Annotated in this window: 12 protein-coding genes and 3 pseudogenes; 13 read left to right on the top strand and 2 right to left on the bottom strand. The window is 61.1% G+C overall.

Annotated elements, in window-relative coordinates; translation table 11 throughout:
• The first annotated feature begins 64 nt into the window (after nucleotides 1–64).
• From hisI to AB4O22_RS24620, 13 genes and pseudogenes are all read left to right on the top strand, one after another.
• The gene (gene hisI, locus AB4O22_RS24560) at nucleotides 65–463 is read left to right on the top strand and encodes a phosphoribosyl-AMP cyclohydrolase (RefSeq protein WP_003196931.1); all 399 of its coding nucleotides are present in this window, start codon (nucleotides 65–67) and stop codon (nucleotides 461–463) included.
• A complete protein-coding gene (locus AB4O22_RS24565) occupies nucleotides 456–788 on the top strand; it encodes a phosphoribosyl-ATP diphosphatase (RefSeq protein WP_003186671.1) in 333 nt (110 codons plus the stop codon). Before hisI ends, AB4O22_RS24565 begins: the two co-directional genes overlap by 8 nt.
• A 24-nt stretch (nucleotides 789–812) precedes the next feature.
• Nucleotides 813–1,100 carry a twin-arginine translocase TatA/TatE family subunit gene (locus tag AB4O22_RS24570; protein ID WP_003196929.1) on the top strand — a complete coding sequence of 96 codons (288 nt, stop codon included), beginning with the start codon at nucleotides 813–815 and terminating at the stop codon, nucleotides 1,098–1,100.
• Between the two features lie 10 nt (nucleotides 1,101–1,110).
• Nucleotides 1,111–1,533, top strand: a complete 423-nt coding sequence (tatB, locus tag AB4O22_RS24575) for a Sec-independent protein translocase protein TatB (RefSeq protein WP_223471066.1) — start codon at nucleotides 1,111–1,113, stop codon at nucleotides 1,531–1,533.
• On the top strand, nucleotides 1,530–2,327 hold the full coding sequence (tatC, locus tag AB4O22_RS24580) for a twin-arginine translocase subunit TatC (protein ID WP_003196925.1): 798 nt from the start codon (nucleotides 1,530–1,532) through the stop codon (nucleotides 2,325–2,327). Before tatB ends, tatC begins: the two co-directional genes overlap by 4 nt.
• Complete coding sequence (locus AB4O22_RS24585) at nucleotides 2,324–3,031, top strand: 16S rRNA (uracil(1498)-N(3))-methyltransferase (protein WP_003196923.1); 708 nt, start codon at nucleotides 2,324–2,326, stop codon at nucleotides 3,029–3,031. Before tatC ends, AB4O22_RS24585 begins: the two co-directional genes overlap by 4 nt.
• A 195-nt stretch (nucleotides 3,032–3,226) precedes the next feature.
• Nucleotides 3,227–4,195: pseudogene (locus AB4O22_RS24590) on the top strand (methyl-accepting chemotaxis protein); the annotation flags it as partial.
• A 144-nt stretch (nucleotides 4,196–4,339) separates the two neighbouring features.
• The gene (locus AB4O22_RS24595) at nucleotides 4,340–5,053 is read left to right on the top strand and encodes a methyl-accepting chemotaxis protein (RefSeq protein ID WP_373557684.1); all 714 of its coding nucleotides are present in this window, start codon (nucleotides 4,340–4,342) and stop codon (nucleotides 5,051–5,053) included.
• 301 nt (nucleotides 5,054–5,354) lie between these two features.
• Nucleotides 5,355–6,284, top strand: a pseudogene (locus tag AB4O22_RS24600) (methyl-accepting chemotaxis protein); the annotation flags it as partial.
• A 198-nt stretch (nucleotides 6,285–6,482) separates the two neighbouring features.
• A complete protein-coding gene (locus AB4O22_RS24605) occupies nucleotides 6,483–7,187 on the top strand; it encodes a methyl-accepting chemotaxis protein (protein WP_371856174.1) in 705 nt (234 codons plus the stop codon).
• A gap of 149 nt (nucleotides 7,188–7,336) precedes the next feature.
• A pseudogene (locus AB4O22_RS24610) lies at nucleotides 7,337–8,383 on the top strand (methyl-accepting chemotaxis protein); the annotation flags it as partial.
• Nucleotides 8,378–9,241, top strand: a complete 864-nt coding sequence (locus AB4O22_RS24615; protein WP_373557686.1) for a methyl-accepting chemotaxis protein — start codon at nucleotides 8,378–8,380, stop codon at nucleotides 9,239–9,241. The pseudogene AB4O22_RS24610 and the gene AB4O22_RS24615, both read left to right, overlap by 6 nt.
• A 1,772-nt stretch (nucleotides 9,242–11,013) precedes the next feature.
• Nucleotides 11,014–11,355 (top strand): DUF6124 family protein, encoded by a 342-nt coding sequence (locus AB4O22_RS24620; protein WP_013692083.1) that lies wholly within the window; start codon nucleotides 11,014–11,016, stop codon nucleotides 11,353–11,355.
• Between the two features lie 89 nt (nucleotides 11,356–11,444).
• On the opposite strand, the gene mdoH is transcribed toward AB4O22_RS24620, so the two are convergent.
• Both mdoH and AB4O22_RS24630 read right to left on the bottom strand, forming a co-directional pair.
• Nucleotides 11,445–14,015, bottom strand: a complete 2,571-nt coding sequence (gene mdoH, locus AB4O22_RS24625) for a glucans biosynthesis glucosyltransferase MdoH (protein WP_223471069.1) — start codon at nucleotides 14,013–14,015, stop codon at nucleotides 11,445–11,447.
• Nucleotides 14,008–15,747: a glucan biosynthesis protein G gene (locus AB4O22_RS24630; RefSeq protein ID WP_209311659.1), complete on the bottom strand. Its 1,740-nt coding sequence runs from the start codon at nucleotides 15,745–15,747 to the stop codon at nucleotides 14,008–14,010. Before AB4O22_RS24630 ends, mdoH begins: the two co-directional genes overlap by 8 nt.
• Between the last annotated feature and the right edge of the window lie 64 nt (nucleotides 15,748–15,811).

The following is a 15,811-nucleotide window of genomic DNA, read 5'->3' on the forward strand; positions in this document are numbered from 1 at the left end:
TGGCACACTGTTTCAACGCTGGGCCCGCCGACGTCAGGTGCGCGGCCCATGGTCGGAGTCAAAGATGAAAAACTGGCAGGACGAGATCAAATGGGACGCTGACGGCCTGGTGCCGGCCATCGCCCAGGACCACAAGACCGGGCGCGTATTGATGATGGCCTGGATGAACCGCGAAGCGCTGGCCCTGACCGCCGCCGAGAACCGCGCCATCTATTGGTCACGTTCCCGTGGCAAGCTGTGGCGCAAAGGTGAAGAGTCCGGGCACGTGCAGCACCTGCATGAGATGCGCCTGGACTGCGACGGCGACGTCATCATCCTGATGGTCGAGCAAGTCGGTGAGATTGCCTGCCACACCGGCCGTCAAAGCTGCTTCTATCGCGTCTTCGAGAACGGCGACTGGAAAACCGTCGACCCGGTGCTCAAGGACCCGCATGCCATTTATTCAGGACATACCCATGAGTGACACCCTGACCCGCCTGGCCCAGGTGCTGGAAGAGCGCAAGGGCGCCGCGGCCGACAGCTCCTATGTCGCCAGCCTGTACCACAAGGGCTTGAACAAGATTCTGGAGAAAGTCGGCGAAGAGTCGGTCGAGACCATCATCGCCGCCAAGGACGCCGCCATCAGTGGCGATTGCAGCGACGTGATCTACGAGACCGCCGACCTGTGGTTCCACAGCCTGGTCATGCTGGCCCAACTGGGGCAGCATCCGCAGGCCGTACTGGATGAACTGGACCGTCGCTTCGGTCTGTCCGGGCACGTCGAGAAAGCCTCGCGCCCGTCCGCCTGATCAACTTTTGAGAGGAATAGCTCCATGGGTATTTTTGACTGGAAACACTGGATCGTCATCCTGGTCGTCGTGGTGCTGGTGTTCGGTACCAAGAAACTGAAAAACCTCGGCACCGATGTCGGTGAGTCGATCAAGGGCTTTCGCAAGGCCATGAACGATGACGAAAAACCGGCCGACCCGTCGGCGGCTCCTGGCCAACCCGCGCAGCCGACCCAACCGGTACACCCCCAGGCCAGCCAGCCTGTGAATGCGCCGCACACCATCGACGTGCAGGCCCAGAAAGTCGAAGAGCCCGTCCGCAAAGACTCGTGAGCACTGACTAATGTTTGGGATCAGCTTCACTGAACTGCTGCTCGTCGGCCTCGTCGCCCTTCTGGTACTGGGCCCCGAGCGCCTGCCGGGTGCTGCGCGCACCGCCGGTCTGTGGATCGGCCGCCTGAAGCGCAGCTTCAATGCGATCAAACAGGAAGTTGAACGTGAGATCGGTGCCGACGACATCCGTCGGCAACTTCACAACGAACATATTCTGTCCCTGGAGCAGGAAGCGCGGAAAATCTTCACGCCGACCCAACAGGAACCGACGCCGGTTCCGCCCGTGGCCGAACCGACGATTGCGCCCCAGGCGCCGGTGGATGGTGCGAGGTCAGTGACAGAACCGGCGCCAGTGACACCGACGGCAGCGGATACAGCGCCCCCTGCTGTCCCTGCGCCTAACGACCCTACTTTGCCGCCGCGAGCCCCATGAGCGATATCCCAGAGAACGACCAGCCGATGCCGCTGGTATCGCACCTCACCGAGTTGCGCACCCGTCTGCTGCGTTGCGTCGCGGCGATTTTCATTATCTTCGCCGGGCTGTTTTCCTTCACCCAGCAGATCTACACCTTCGTCTCCACGCCACTGCGCCAGTACCTGCCGGTAGGCGCGACAATGATCGCCACCGACGTGTCGTCGCCGTTCCTGACGCCTCTGAAGCTGACGATGATGGTCTCGCTGTTCCTGGCGATTCCGGTGATCCTGCACCAGATCTGGGGCTTCATCGCACCGGGTCTGTACAAGCATGAAAAGCGCATCGCCGTGCCGCTGCTGGTGTCCAGTATCCTGCTGTTCTACACCGGCATGGCCTTCGCCTATTACCTGGTGTTCCCGCTGATCTTCAAGTTCTTCGCCGCCGCCACCCCGGCGGGCGTGGAAATGATGACCGACATCAGCAGCTACCTGGATTTCGTCATGACGCTGTTCTTCGCCTTCGGCGTGGCGTTCGAAATCCCCGTGGCCGTGGTGCTGCTGGTGTGGATTGGCGTGGTCGACGTGGCCTATTTGAAGAAGATCCGCCCCTACGTGATCATCGGCTGCTTCGTGGTCGGCATGATCCTGACCCCGCCGGACATCTTCTCCCAGACCCTGCTCGCGGTGCCGATGTGGCTACTGTTCGAGATCGGCATCCTGTTCGGTGGCCTGGTGCGCAAGCGCCGGGAAGAAGAGCCCGAGGAACAACCGGTCGATGACCACAACGACCAGCCGCCAGCGACCCAAGCGTGAACCTGCTGCTGCTCGAAGAGGCCGACTTCATCGGGCCTGACCGCGTGGTCCTGAGCGATCGCCGGTTGACCCACATGCAGGAAGTCCATCGCAGCGCCGTCGGTGACAGCCTGCGCGTCGGGCGCATCGGGGGGCTGATGGGCACCGCCCAGGTGCTGCGCCTGGAAGCCCGCGAGGCCGAACTGCAAGTGACCCTCGACCAGCCTCCACCGGCCAAGTTGCCGCTGACCCTGGTGCTCGCCCTGCCACGTCCGAAAATGCTTCGGCGGGTGTTCCAGACCGTCGCCACCATGGGCGTGCCGCGCGTGGTGCTGGTCAACAGCTATCGCGTGGAAAAGAGCTTTTGGCAGACGCCGTTTCTCGAACCCGAGGCCATCCGCGAGCAACTGATCCTGGGCCTGGAACAAGCCCGGGACAGCGTGCTGCCGGAAATCATTATCGAAAAACGCTTCAAGCCCTTCGTCGAAGACCGCCTGCCGGCCATGACCGACGGCACCTTGGGCCTGGTCGGTCACCCTGGCAACTACCCACCCTGCCCTCGCGCGCTGACAGAACCGGTGACACTGGCCATCGGCCCGGAAGGCGGCTGGATTCCCTACGAGATCGACCTGTTGGCCAAGGCCGGCCTGCAACCGGTGCAACTGGGCGAGCGGATCCTGCGGGTCGAGACTGCGGTGACGGCGCTGCTTGCACGACTGTTCTGATCCTCTGTCGCTTGCCACCGTGTCCCAAGCTCATTTAACTCATTTCTCCAGTTCCTCCCACAATGTGTCGATACAGCTACTATGAAAGGCAGTTCCGCCCTTCAAGGGAGTATCAGCATGTTCCGATGGCTAGGTAACGTAGGCGTTAATCGCAAACTCGGCTTCGGTTTCGGCTTGGTACTCTTCTTGACCGTAATGATCGCCTTCACTGGCTGGACCGGCCTGCGTAAGGTGATTGGCCACGGCGACACGCTGGAGCTCATCGCCAGCCTGAATGACGTGACCAAGGACCTGCGCTCCGCGCGCATGGATTACGACGCGACACGCGGCGAGAAAGGCCCAGGTGACCTTAATGATCTCCTCGGTAAATTGGAGCCTGGACTACGGACCGCGCGCCAATCGATCGAGCAACCGGTCGACGTGGCGATCATCGACAAGCAACTGGCGGCCGTCGCCGAGTACAGAACTGCCGTCGCCGATTTGATCCGCGCTACCGCCAGCCGTGAGGATGCCCGCAGCAAATTGGGCGCCAGCGCCGATAACGCCGTGACCCGTGTCTCCGACATTGAAAATGCCCTGCTGCAAGGCGATAGCGTGACACAATTCAACAGTGTGGTGACCTTGGGCAAGGCCATCCAGCAGGCTCGTTATCAGGTTCGCGGCTACACCTACAGTGGCCAGGCGGCCGCCGAGCAACCCGCGCAGGATGCCATCGATAACGCTTTGAAAATCCTCGACAGTCTTGCGGCCCAACTGCCAGAAGAACACGCCGCCAAGCTGCGGCAGGCCGGCGAATCGTTCAAGACCTATCATGCAACCGTCAGCCAGTTCCGTGACGCCCAGACCGCAAGCGCGGCCGCCATCAAGCGCATGTCCGACCTGGGGGTCGTGCTACGCGAGGCCAGTAGAAATCTCACAGTGTCCCAGACGAGCGTGCGCAATCATGAAGCTGCCCAGGCCGAGACTGTCCTGGTAACGGCCGCCGCACTGGCCCTTCTGTTCGGCTTGATCGCGGCGCTGGCGATCACCCGGCAGATCGTCGCCCCGCTGGACCAGACTCTCAAGGTTGCCGAATACGTGGCCGCAGGCGACTTGACCCACAACCTCACCTCAGAGCGCCGCGACGAACTGGGCCAGCTACAGCGCACCATGCAAAGCATGACCGTGGGCCTGCGGCAATTGATCGGCGGCATCAGCGACAGCGTCACGCAAATCGCCAGCGCCGCCGAACAGCTCTCGGCCGTCACCGAGCAGACCAGCGCCGGGGTCAACAAACAGAAAGTGGAAACCGATCAGGTCGCCACCGCCATGCACGAAATGACCGCCACGGTGCAGGAAGTGGCGCGTAACGCCGAGGAAGCCTGCGAAGCGACGGTCGCCGCGGACCAGCAGGCTCGCGAAGGCGAAAAAGTGGTGGGTGAAGCCATCGCCCAAATCGAACGCCTGTCCAAGGAAATGGGCAATTCCACCGAAGCCATGGGTCATCTCAAGCGCGAGAGCGACAAGATCGGCAGCGTGCTGGACGTGATCAAGTCCGTGGCCCAGCAAACCAACCTGCTGGCCCTCAATGCGGCCATCGAGGCGGCCCGTGCCGGTGAAGCCGGGCGTGGTTTCGCAGTAGTGGCCGACGAGGTTCGTGGCCTGGCCCAACGTACCCAGAAGTCCACCGAAGAAATCGAAGCACTGATCGGCAACCTGCAATCGGGCACCGAACAGGTCGCCACCACCCTGGACAACAGCCGCAACCTGACCGACAGCAGCGTCGAACTGACCCGTCGTGCCGGCGGCTCACTGGAAAACATCACCCGCACGGTCTCGGCGATCCAGTCGATGAACCAGCAGATCGCCGCTGCGGCCGAGCAACAGAGCGCCGTGGCCGAAGAGATCAACCGCAGCGTAGTGAACGTTCGCGATGTCTCCGAACAAACCGCTTCCTCCAGCGAAGAAACCGCCGCTTCCAGCGCCGAACTGGCGCGACTGGGGGTTCATTTGCAGACACTGGTGGGACGCTTCAAAGTCTAAACGCCGAAAAAGCGGCGAGTACAGCCTCCGTGGCAAAGGGCCTTGCTCCCGCGTGGGTGCGAATCGGCCATCAACCGCGTTCGGACTGGCAACGACTTCGCCGCCGAGCGCGGACAAGCGCCCTCGCTACGGATATACCCCCGCCTATTTTCTACAGATCCCGGTCAGATGGTCGATACTCTTTTCATAAGGCCTATATAAGGTTCGAGGGAGTATCAGCATGTTCAGTTGGCTAACCGAAAAGCTGGGAAACGTAAGTGTCAATCGCAAACTGGGTTTCGGTTTTGGCCTGGTGCTGCTCATGACTCTCCTGAGCACCTTCGCGGGCTGGAACAGCCTGAGCAGCGTGATCAGCCGCGCGGATAAACAGGCGTCCATTGCCAGCCTCAATGAGTTGGCCAAGGATTTGCGAATCGCCAGTCTCGACTATGAGATGCGGCGCGGCGAACAAGGGCCAGCAGTCGTCAATGAGTTCGTAGGCAAGCTTCAAGAAAGCGTACAAGCGGCCCTCAAACGGTTTATACGCCCGGCAGACCAGGAGTTGCTCAATCAGCAGCTGGCTATCCTCGATGAGTACAAACGCGCCTTTGTCGACCTGACCCAGGCGACGCAGAATCGCGAATCGGCCCGCTCCAAGCTTGGCGCCAACGCCGACAACGCCGTAGCCAAGGTGACCGAAGTCGAAAATGCCGTGCGCCAAGGCGACAGCGTCGCTCAATTTGACAGTGTGGTCAGCCTGAGCAAAGCCATCCAGCAAGCCCGCTACCAAGTCCGCGGCTACACCTACAGCGGCAAGGCCGATGCCGAGCAACCAGCATTGGAGGCCATCGATAACGTATTGAAAAACCTCGAAAGCCTGCCGGGCAAACTGCCGGAACACGCCGCCAACCTGCAACAAGCTTCTGAATCGATGAAGGCTTATCGCGCTGCCGTCAGCCAGTTCCGCGACTCACAGGTCGCCAGCGCCTCGGCCCTCAAGAAAATGGCCGATCAAGATACCCGTTTGGACGCCCTGAATAATCAATTGACGACTTCGCAGATCGAGAAACGCGACCAGGAAACGGCTCAAGCGAAAGAAACGCTGATCATCGTCACCATCCTGGCACTGGCATTTGGCCTGCTGGCTGCCTGGATCATCACCCGGCAGATCGTCGCACCACTGCAACAGACCCTGGTGGCCCTCGAACGTGTCGCCTCCGGCGACTTGAGCCATAACCTGGTGGTCACCCGCCGCGACGACATGGGTCAACTGCAAGGCAGCCTGCAGCGAATGGTGATCAGCCTGCGGCAACTGATCGGGGGTATCAGCGACGGCGTCACGCAAATCGCCAGCGCCGCCGAACAGCTCTCGGCCGTCACCGAGCAGACCAGCGCCGGGGTCAACAGCCAGAAAGTGGAAACCGATCAGGTCGCCACTGCGATGCACGAAATGACCGCCACCGTGCAGGAAGTGGCGCGCAATGCCGAGGAAGCCTCCGAAGCGGCAGTTGCCGCTGACCAGCAGGCTCGCGAAGGCGAAAAAGTGGTCGGCGAAGCCATCGCCCAGATCGAACGCCTGTCCAAGGAAGTGGGCAACTCCACCGAAGCCATGGGCCACCTCAAGCGCGAGAGCGACAAGATCGGCAGCGTGCTGGACGTGATCAAGTCCGTGGCCCAGCAAACCAACCTGCTGGCCCTCAATGCCGCCATCGAGGCAGCCCGGGCCGGTGAAGCCGGGCGTGGGTTTGCGGTAGTCGCCGATGAAGTCCGCAGCCTGGCCCAGCGTACCCAGAAGTCCACCGAAGAAATCGAAGAGCTGATCCTGGGCCTGCAATCGGGCACCGAACAGGTCGCGACCACCCTGGACAACAGCCGCAACCTGACCGACAGCAGCGTCGAGCTGACCCGCCGTGCCGGTGGTTCTCTGGAAAACATCACCCGTACGGTCTCGGCGATCCAGTCGATGAACCAACAGATCGCCGCTGCGGCCGAGCAGCAGAGCGCCGTGGCCGAAGAGATCAACCGCAGCGTCGTGAACGTTCGCGATGTCTCCGAACAAACCGCTTCCTCCAGCGAAGAAACCGCCGCCTCCAGCGCCGAACTGGCACGGTTGGGGGTTCATTTGCAGACACTGGTAGGTCGCTTCAAGGTCTAACCAGAGGGCAGGTATAAAACCCGTGGCCAGAGATTGCTCCCGCTTGGGAGCGACGCGGCCACTACTGTGACATCTATTCTCTACAGATCCCTTCCAACCGGTCGATATAGCTCCCAGCACATAAACTCAGCGCTGCAGGGAGTAACAGCATGTTCCGATGGCTAGGTAATGTAGGCGTTAATCGCAAACTCGGTTTCGGCTTCGGCCTGGTGCTGTTCCTGACCGTGATAATCGCCTTCACGGGCTGGACCGGCCTGGGTAACGTGATCAGCCGTGGCGACAAGCTGGGGTTCATTGCCAGCCTGAACGATTTGACCAAGGACTTGCGCCTGGCACGCATGAACTACGATACCTCGCGGGGCGAGAACGGCCCCCAGCAAGTCAACGACCTGATTGGCAAACTCGACGCCGGGCTGAAGACCGCCCGTCAACTGATCGAGCAACCGGCCGATGTAGCCCTGATCGATAAACAATTGGCCGCCGTGGCCGAGTACAAAAAAGCCTTCGCCGAGATGACGCGCGCTACCGCCAGCCGAGAAGATGCCCGCAGCAAACTCGGTGCCAGTGCAGACAATGCCGTGGCTCGCGTCGCTGAAGTAGAGAAGTCGTTGCTGCAAGGCGACAGCGTCGCCCAGTTCAACAGCATCGTGACCCTGAGCAAGGCGGTCCAGCAAGCGCGCTATCAGGTTCGCGGCTACACCTACAGCGGCAAGAGCGAAGCCCAGCAACCGGCCCTTGAGGCCGTCGACAATGCCCTCAAACTTCTCGCACGTTTGCCAGAGCAATTGCCTGAAGAACATGCAGCCAACCTGCAACAGGCCAGCGACTCGATCAATGTCTATCGCTCAGCGGTCAGCCAGTTCCGCGACTCCCAGATCGACAACGCCGCGGCACTCAAGCGCATGGCAGATCAAGGCGACGTATTGATCGATGCCAGCCAAAAACTGACCGTCTCCCAGACCGCCGTGCGCGACCGTGACGCAACCGAGGCCAAGACCTTCCTGGTAGCGGCTGCCGTGCTCGCTTTGCTGTTCGGTGTCGTCGCTGCCCTGGTCATCACCCGGCAGATCGTCGGCCCTCTGGGCCAGACCCTCAAGATCGCCGAACGTGTGGCGGCAGGTGACCTGACTCACAACCTCACCTCCGAGCGCCGCGACGAACTGGGCCAGCTACAGCGCGCCATGCAGAACATGACCGTGGGTCTACGGCAATTGATCGGTGGCATCAGCGACGGCGTCACGCAGATCGCCAGCGCCGCCGAACAGCTCTCGTCCGTCACCGAGCAGACCAGCGCCGGGGTCAACAGCCAGAAAGCGGAAACCGACCAGGTCGCCACCGCCATGCACGAAATGACCGCCACGGTGCAGGAAGTGGCCAGCAACGCCGAAGAGGCCTCCGAAGCGGCCGCCGCCGCCGATGCCCAGGCACGCGAGGGCGATAAAGTCGTCGGCGAAGCGATTGCCCAGATCGAGCGCCTGGCACTCGAAGTGGGTAATTCCACCACCGCCATGGGCGAGCTGAAGCGAGAAAGCGACAAGATCGGCAGTGTGCTGGATGTGATCAAGTCCGTCGCCCAGCAAACCAACCTGCTGGCCCTCAACGCCGCCATCGAGGCAGCCCGGGCCGGTGAAGCCGGGCGTGGGTTTGCGGTAGTCGCCGATGAAGTCCGCAGCCTGGCCCAGCGTACCCAGAAGTCCACCGAAGAAATCGAAGAGCTGATCCTTGGCCTGCAATCGGGTACTGAACAGGTCGCGGCGACCCTGGACAACAGCCGCAGCCTGACTGACAGCAGCGTCGAGCTGACCCGTCGCGCCGGCGGGTCGTTGGAAAACATCACCCGTACCGTCTCGGCGATCCAGGCGATGAACCAGCAGATCGCCGCTGCGGCGGAGCAGCAGAGTGCTGTGGCGGAGGAGATCAACCGTAGCGTGCTGAATGTGCGTGATGTGTCAGAGCAAACGGCGTCGTCCAGTGAAGAGACTGCCGCTTCGAGCGCTGAATTGGCGCGGTTGGGGGTGCATTTGCAGACGTTGGTGGGGCGGTTCCGGGTTTGACCTGGTGTGGTGTTAGGGTTGTGTGAATATCCGTTTCTTCGGTAACGGCGGCTTAGGGTTCCGCTCTTACAGCGGGTCACTTTCGAAAAGCCCGGAAGCCGGCCCAGTCGAAAGTAACCAAAGCGCTTTTGCCCCACCACGCGGTGCCTCGCCTAGGCTCGGCATGCCTGCGTTCGGCCATCGTGGTTAACGGGGCACCCGAGATCAACGTCCACCACGAGGCGGCCTAACAGCCGACCTGGCTCTCCCGGTCGTACACCCGTTAGATCTGTGGGAGCAAAGCTTGCTCGCGATAGCGGTCTGTCAGGCAACATCAATACTGACTGCCCCGCCGCCTTCGCGAGCAAGCTCGCTCCCACATAGGTTTTTGGTCGTTTATAAGATCAGTGTCCACCGCCGATCCCTGTGGGAGCCGAGCTTGCTCGCGATGGCGCTGGGTCTGCTTGCATCAATGCTGAATGTGCCGCCGCCTTCGCGAGCAAGCTCGCTCCCACATAGGTTTTTGGTCGTTTATAAAATCAGCGTCCACCGCCGATCCCTGTGGGAGCCGAGCTTGCTCGCGATGGCGGTGGGTCTGCTTGCATCAATGCTGAATGTGCCGCCGCTTTCGCGAGCAAGCTCGCTCCCACATAGGTTTTTGGTCGTTTATAAGATCAGTGTCCACCGCCGATCCCTGTGGGAGCCGAGCTTGCTCGCGATGGCGGTGGGTCTGCTTGCATCAATGCTGAATGTGCTGCCGCTTTCGCGAGCAAGCTCGCTCCCACATAGGTTTTTGGTCGTTTATAAGATCAGTGTCCACCGCCGATCCCTGTGGGAGCCGAGCTTGCTCGCGATGGCGGTGGGTCTGCTTGCATCCATGCTGAATGTGCTGCCGCTTTCGCGAGCAAGCTCGCTCCCACATAGGTTTTTGGTCGTTTATAAAATCAGCGTCCACCGCCGATCCCTGTGGGAGCCGAGCTTGCTCGCGATGGCGGTGGTCTGCTTGCATCAATGCTGAATGTGCTGCCGCCTTCGCGAGCAAGCTCGCTCCAACAATGGGATCGGAGTACGACCGGAAGAAATAGGCCGGCTGCAAGGCCGCCTCGCGAGCAAGCTTTGCTCCCACAGGTCCGGCTCAAACAGATCTGATGGGTGTACGACCGGGAGAGCCAGGTCGGCTACTAGGCCGCCTCGCGGTGGACGTTGATCTCGGCGCCCCGTTAACCACGCTGGCCGAACGCAGGCATTGTGGAGTGGGCATCCCGGCATGGATGCCGGGATAGCCGCGCTGGGCCATGGATGGCCCTTCGCGGCGGGCCCACGGAGCAATGCCGGAGTGAGGGCATGCCGAGCCTAAGCGAGGCACCAAGTGGTGGGGCATAAGCGCTTTGGTTACTTTCGACTGGGCCGGCTTCCGGGCTTTTCGAAAGTGACCCGCTGTAAGAGCGGAACCATAAGCAGCCGTTACCTAAATAACGGATATACATACAAAGATCAGCCCTTCAGCACAGGGCTACACAGCCTTGCGCCATTGCCTACAACTACGCCAGAATCCGCCGGCTTGTGCGCCTTGGCCCTGGGCTCTAACGTTTGCGGGTCGCTGTCAGTTCAGCGATCGGGTTTAGCAGCTCGGCACAATATCAAGGCACGCAGGTCCGCTTTATGGCGGCTGTGCGTGGGGCACTTCGGTGCGCCGGGTTCCTTGATTCCTGGTCTGCTAACCCGCGCACAGTCGCCACCCTTTTCGTTTAGCAGCGATGTCTGGCGGCTCCATCAATCAAGGAGCGTCAACCATGCACAAGGTCACACCCAATCCACCAGAACCAGAAACCGACCCCAAGAAACTCCAGGAAGCCACCGACCGCGCGCTCGATTACTACCTGAAGCCCAAACAGCCCAACCCCGAAGATAAACAGCCGCCGGGCCAGCTCTTCACCGTCGTCGACGGCATCGACACCGAAAGCCTGTTGGCCAACCTCAGCGAAAACCTGGCCTCAGCCAATGCCATGGTCAGCGACCTTGCATTCGACCTGAAAGGCTCGCGACGCCATATTGCCCTTGGTATTCAACAACTGATCGAGCTGAGTGGTTTGTTGGCGAATCGGGTACTGGACAACGTCAATACACAGTCCTGACCTCGCCACGGGCAGCGTTCAAATACTGAAATAGCGCCCAACAAAAAGCCCCGCTTCCTTCCAGAAGCGGGGCTTTTTGCGTATCAGTATCAGGCCACTTGAGGCTGTGCGCTCAACGGCTGAAGCGGTAACAACGGAGCATGAGGATCAGCGTTGATCGATTCGCGCCACGCCGCCAGCCACTCGGGATGACCCTCGCTCCAGACCTGCTCATGCAGGCGGGACAGGGCCACCGGGTCGCTCAGCAGAGCCAGTCGCTCGGCGTTGCTGAGACCGGCAGGGCCGGCCTTCAAGGCGTGACGAACACGTTCGACCCGCAGCCATTCGATCGGCTCGGCCTTGCCGTGACGCGAGGTTGCCAACGCATACGCCAAGGCGTTCTGTTGCGGATCGACCACCGCCCGGATGAAACCGTCTTTGAGCGCATGCCAACGGTTTTCATGGGTGTACTGATCCGTCGACAGCAGTTCCTGTGGCGGTGCGTATTCCTCAGGGATCAGGAACAGGCTTTCATCACGGGACTTCAAGCCCAGGCCCACGCGGCTGGAAATCACCGATACCGGAATCGACAGCATCAGCGAACCGACAATCGGCACCAGCCACCACAGGAAGCTCGGGTTCAGCCAGATCACCAGCAAGGCCCAGAAGAAGCCCAGCAAGGTTTGCGGACCGTGGCGCTTGACCGCTTCGCTCCATGGCGTGGAGTCGTCGTCACGTTGTGGCGAGTTCCAGGTTGCAGCCCAGCCCAGGAATGCGGCAAGCACGAAACGGGTGTGGAAAATCATCCGCACCGGCGCCAGCAGCATGGAGAACAGCATCTCCAGGAGCATCGACAGCGTCACCTTGAACTTGCCACCGAACTCCTTCGCGCCCTTGGCCCAGATCAACACGATACTCAGCAGCTTGGGCAGGAACAGCAGCACGATGGTGGTGGAGAACAGGGCGATGGCTTTTTCCGGGTGCCATTGTGGCCACAACGGATAGAGCTGGCGCGGCTCGAGGAAGTACTGCGGCTCCATCAATGTGTTCACCGCCAGCAGCGCCGTGGAGAGCACCAGGAAGAAGAACCACAGCGGCGCCGACAGGTAGGACATCACGCCGGTCAGGAACACCGCACGGTGCACCGGGTGCATGCCCTTGACCAGGAACAGCCGGAAATTCATCAGGTTGCCGTGGCACCAGCGACGGTCACGCTTGAGTTCGTCCAGCAGGTTCGGCGGCAGCTCTTCGTAGCTGCCCGGCAAGTCATAGGCAATCCACACGCCCCAACCGGCACGACGCATCAGCGCAGCTTCGACGAAGTCGTGGGACAGGATGGCACCGGCGAACGCGCCTTTACCGGGCAGCGGCGCCAGGGCGCAGTGCTCGATGAACGGTTTCATGCGAATGATCGCGTTGTGGCCCCAGTAGTGGGATTCACCCAACTGCCAGAAGTGCAGGCCGGCGGTGAACAGCGGACCGTATACCCGGGTGGCGAACTGCTGCATGCGCGCATACAGCGTGTCCATGCCCGAGGCCCGTGGCGCGGTCTGGATGATGCCGGCGTCCGGCGTGGCTTCCATCAGGCGCACCAGGCTGGTCAGGCACGTACCGCTCATGACGCTGTCGGCGTCGAGCACGACCATGTACTTGTAGTCGCTGCCCCAACGACGGCAGAAGTCGTCGAGGTTGCCGCTCTTGCGCTTCACGCGACGGCGACGGCGGCGATAGAAGATCTTGCCGAAGCCACCGGCTTCACGGCAGACGTCAAGCCAGGCCTGTTGTTCGGCCACGCAGATATCGGTTTCGTTACTGTCGCTGAGCACGAAGAAGTCGAAACGATCCAGATCACCGGTGGCGGCCACCGACTCGAAGGTTGCGCGCAAACCGGCGAATACCCGTGGCACGTCTTCGTTGCAGATCGGCATCACCAGCGCTGTGCGGGCGTCCTTGGGAATTGGCTCGTTGCCGGCGCTGGCACCGGAAATGCGGTACTTGTCGTGACCGGTGAGCAATTCGAGAAAGCCCATCAACGCTGTCCAGAAACCTGCCGAGACCCAGCAGAACAGGATCCCGAACAGAATCAGGATGCTGGTTTGCAGCGCATACGGCAGCACTTGCGTGGCGGTCTGCAACAGCGGTTGGTGCAGGACTTCTTCCAGGTCCACGAACGACCAGCCCTGGTACGGCATGATGCCTTTCATGTACCAGCCAGCGACGATGGTCTGGCCGAGCATCAATATCAGCAGGATGTAGCGACGGGTCGAGCCCACGGTACGCCAGCGTGCATGCGGCAGCACGCGCTCATCCTTGGGCGGCTTCGGCGGGTTGGTACGACCGGTCAGGCGCCGCCAGCCACGCACCAGGATATTGGTGCGCCATGGCTCCGGTACGACCTTGGTCCGACGAATCGGCGGCGTGGCTTTCAGGCACACCCGACCGCTGGTGTCGAGCCCCAGCATCTCGGCGTCTTCGAGCTCTTCGGCGGTGCTCAGGGTCAGCCGGCGGCCCACCGAGGCGTGCGCCGCCTCGGCGGGCTCGTCGAAGGTCGAAGACGACAGGCGTTCGTGCAATTCGCTGAAGGACTTGCAGCCCGCCAGTTCGGCGCGCTGCTCGTCGGTCATGGGCAAATGGGCCAGGTACTCGCTGAGCGTCTCTGGCTGTACTGAAGTATTACTCATCGGCTGGCAACTGATAGCTCCAGGTCTCGGTCAAGACTTGTTCAGTCGGTTCCGGTTCCTGCTGGGTTGGGGTCGGTTCAACAGCGGCGTCTGCCGCCTTGACGGCCTTGGCTTCGTCTTTCGCTTTTTCGTTCGCGAGCTCTTTTTCGGTCTGCTGGCGGGCGACTTTGTCGGCCTTGGCCAGGGTCGTGGTCACGGAGTGCGCGGTGGCCGGGGCTTCGACAGGCGTCAATGGACGGACCAGCGCCGCACGCATTTCGGTGGCCTGTTTCGAATCCTTGATCTTCAACCGCAGGGTCAAGCGCCAGCCCTTGGTTTCAGGGTTGTAGCGCACGCTATTCTCGACGATCTCGCCGTTTTCGCCGACGCTTACCTGGCTACGCACATCGGCGTCTTCCGGCAGGGCTTGCAGGGACGGACCTTCGAAATCCACCAGGTAGGCCACGCTGCCGTCCGGCTGACGGATCAGGTTGGACTGTTTCACGTCACCGGTGGAACGCAGGGTCTGCTGGACCCAGGCGCTGTCCGGCGAGTGCAGGCTGGCTTCGTCGAGGGTCCAGTGCAGGCGATAGCTGAAGTCCAGCGGCTGGCCTGGCTCAGGCAGTTTTTCCGGGCTCCAGAAGGCAACGATATTGTCGTTGGTTTCGTCGGCGGTCGGAATCTCTACCAGGTCCACGGAGCCCTTGCCCCAATCGCCTTTCGGTTCGATCCAGGCACTTGGACGCTTGTCGTAGCGGTCGTCCAGGTCTTCGTAATGGCTGAAGTCGCGCCCACGTTGCAACAGGCCGAAACCACGCGGGTTTTCTACCGAGAAGTTGCTCACGGCCAGGTGTTTCGGGTTGTTCAGCGGACGCCAGATCCACTCGCCGTTACCGGCATGGATCGACAGGCCACTGGAGTCGTGCAGTTCGCGACGGTAGTTCAGCACTTTGGACGGTTGGTTGGCGCCGAACAGGTACATGCTGGTCAATGGAGCCACACCCAGCTTGGTCACGCGGTCACGCAGGAACATGCGCGACTTCACGTCGACCACGGTGTCGGTGCCCGGACGCAAGGTCAGGCGATAAGCGCCAGTGGCGCGTGGCGAATCCAGCAGGGCGAAGATCACCAGGTGCTTGTCGGTCGGCTTCGGACGTTGGATCCAGAACTCGCGAAAGCGCGGGAATTCTTCACCCGATGGCAACGCGGTGTCGATGGCCATGCCGCGGGCGGACAAACCGTAGGTCTGGCCCTTGCCAATGACGCGGAAATAACTCGCGCCCAGCATGGTCATGATCTCGTCCTGCTTGTCAGCCTTGTTGATCGGGTACAACACGCGAAAACCCGCGTAACCCAGCTGTTCAGTGGCCTTGGGATCGAATTTCACATCGTCGAAATCAAAGCGCGACGGGTCGTACTTGATCTCTTCGACGGTGGTCGCGGTGATTTCGTTGATCTTCACCGGTGTGTCGAAATGCATACCCTGGTGATAGAAGGACAGCCTGAACGGTGTCTTCTGGTCGGCCCATTCGGCTTTTTCGGTGCGGAAACGGATTTTTTGATAGTCAGCGAATTTCATTTCGCGGAATTCGTTCGGCAGATTACTGCGCGGGGCTTCGTATTTTTGCCCGGCCAGTTCTTGAGCCTTCGCCGATACATCATCCAGGCTGAATGCCCACAGTTGGCCCGCGCCGAACAGGCACAACAGAGCCGAGCCCGTTACCAGGGCGCTTCTCAACCGTTTGGCAGTCATTTTTGGTGCATTACAGGGACTAACAATCACGAGCAACCCTCGCCGAAAACTGATCAAAAAACCA

The sequence above is a fragment of the Pseudomonas sp. S3_B11 genome (assembly GCF_054667715.1).

Coding starts and splice junctions, on each gene's coding strand:
- hisI (WP_003196931.1), top strand. CDS start 65: ATGAAAAACTGGCAGGACGAGATCAAATGGGACGCTGACGGCCTGGTG.
- AB4O22_RS24565 (WP_003186671.1), top strand. CDS start 456: ATGAGTGACACCCTGACCCGCCTGGCCCAGGTGCTGGAAGAGCGCAAG.
- AB4O22_RS24570 (WP_003196929.1), top strand. CDS start 813: ATGGGTATTTTTGACTGGAAACACTGGATCGTCATCCTGGTCGTCGTG.
- tatB (WP_223471066.1), top strand. CDS start 1,111: ATGTTTGGGATCAGCTTCACTGAACTGCTGCTCGTCGGCCTCGTCGCC.
- tatC (WP_003196925.1), top strand. CDS start 1,530: ATGAGCGATATCCCAGAGAACGACCAGCCGATGCCGCTGGTATCGCAC.
- AB4O22_RS24595 (WP_373557684.1), top strand. CDS start 4,340: ATGCACGAAATGACCGCCACGGTGCAGGAAGTGGCGCGTAACGCCGAG.
- AB4O22_RS24605 (WP_371856174.1), top strand. CDS start 6,483: ATGACCGCCACCGTGCAGGAAGTGGCGCGCAATGCCGAGGAAGCCTCC.
- AB4O22_RS24615 (WP_373557686.1), top strand. CDS start 8,378: ATGACCGTGGGTCTACGGCAATTGATCGGTGGCATCAGCGACGGCGTC.
- AB4O22_RS24620 (WP_013692083.1), top strand. CDS start 11,014: ATGCACAAGGTCACACCCAATCCACCAGAACCAGAAACCGACCCCAAG.
- mdoH (WP_223471069.1), bottom strand. CDS start 14,015: ATGAGTAATACTTCAGTACAGCCAGAGACGCTCAGCGAGTACCTGGCC.
- AB4O22_RS24630 (WP_209311659.1), bottom strand. CDS start 15,747: ATGACTGCCAAACGGTTGAGAAGCGCCCTGGTAACGGGCTCGGCTCTG.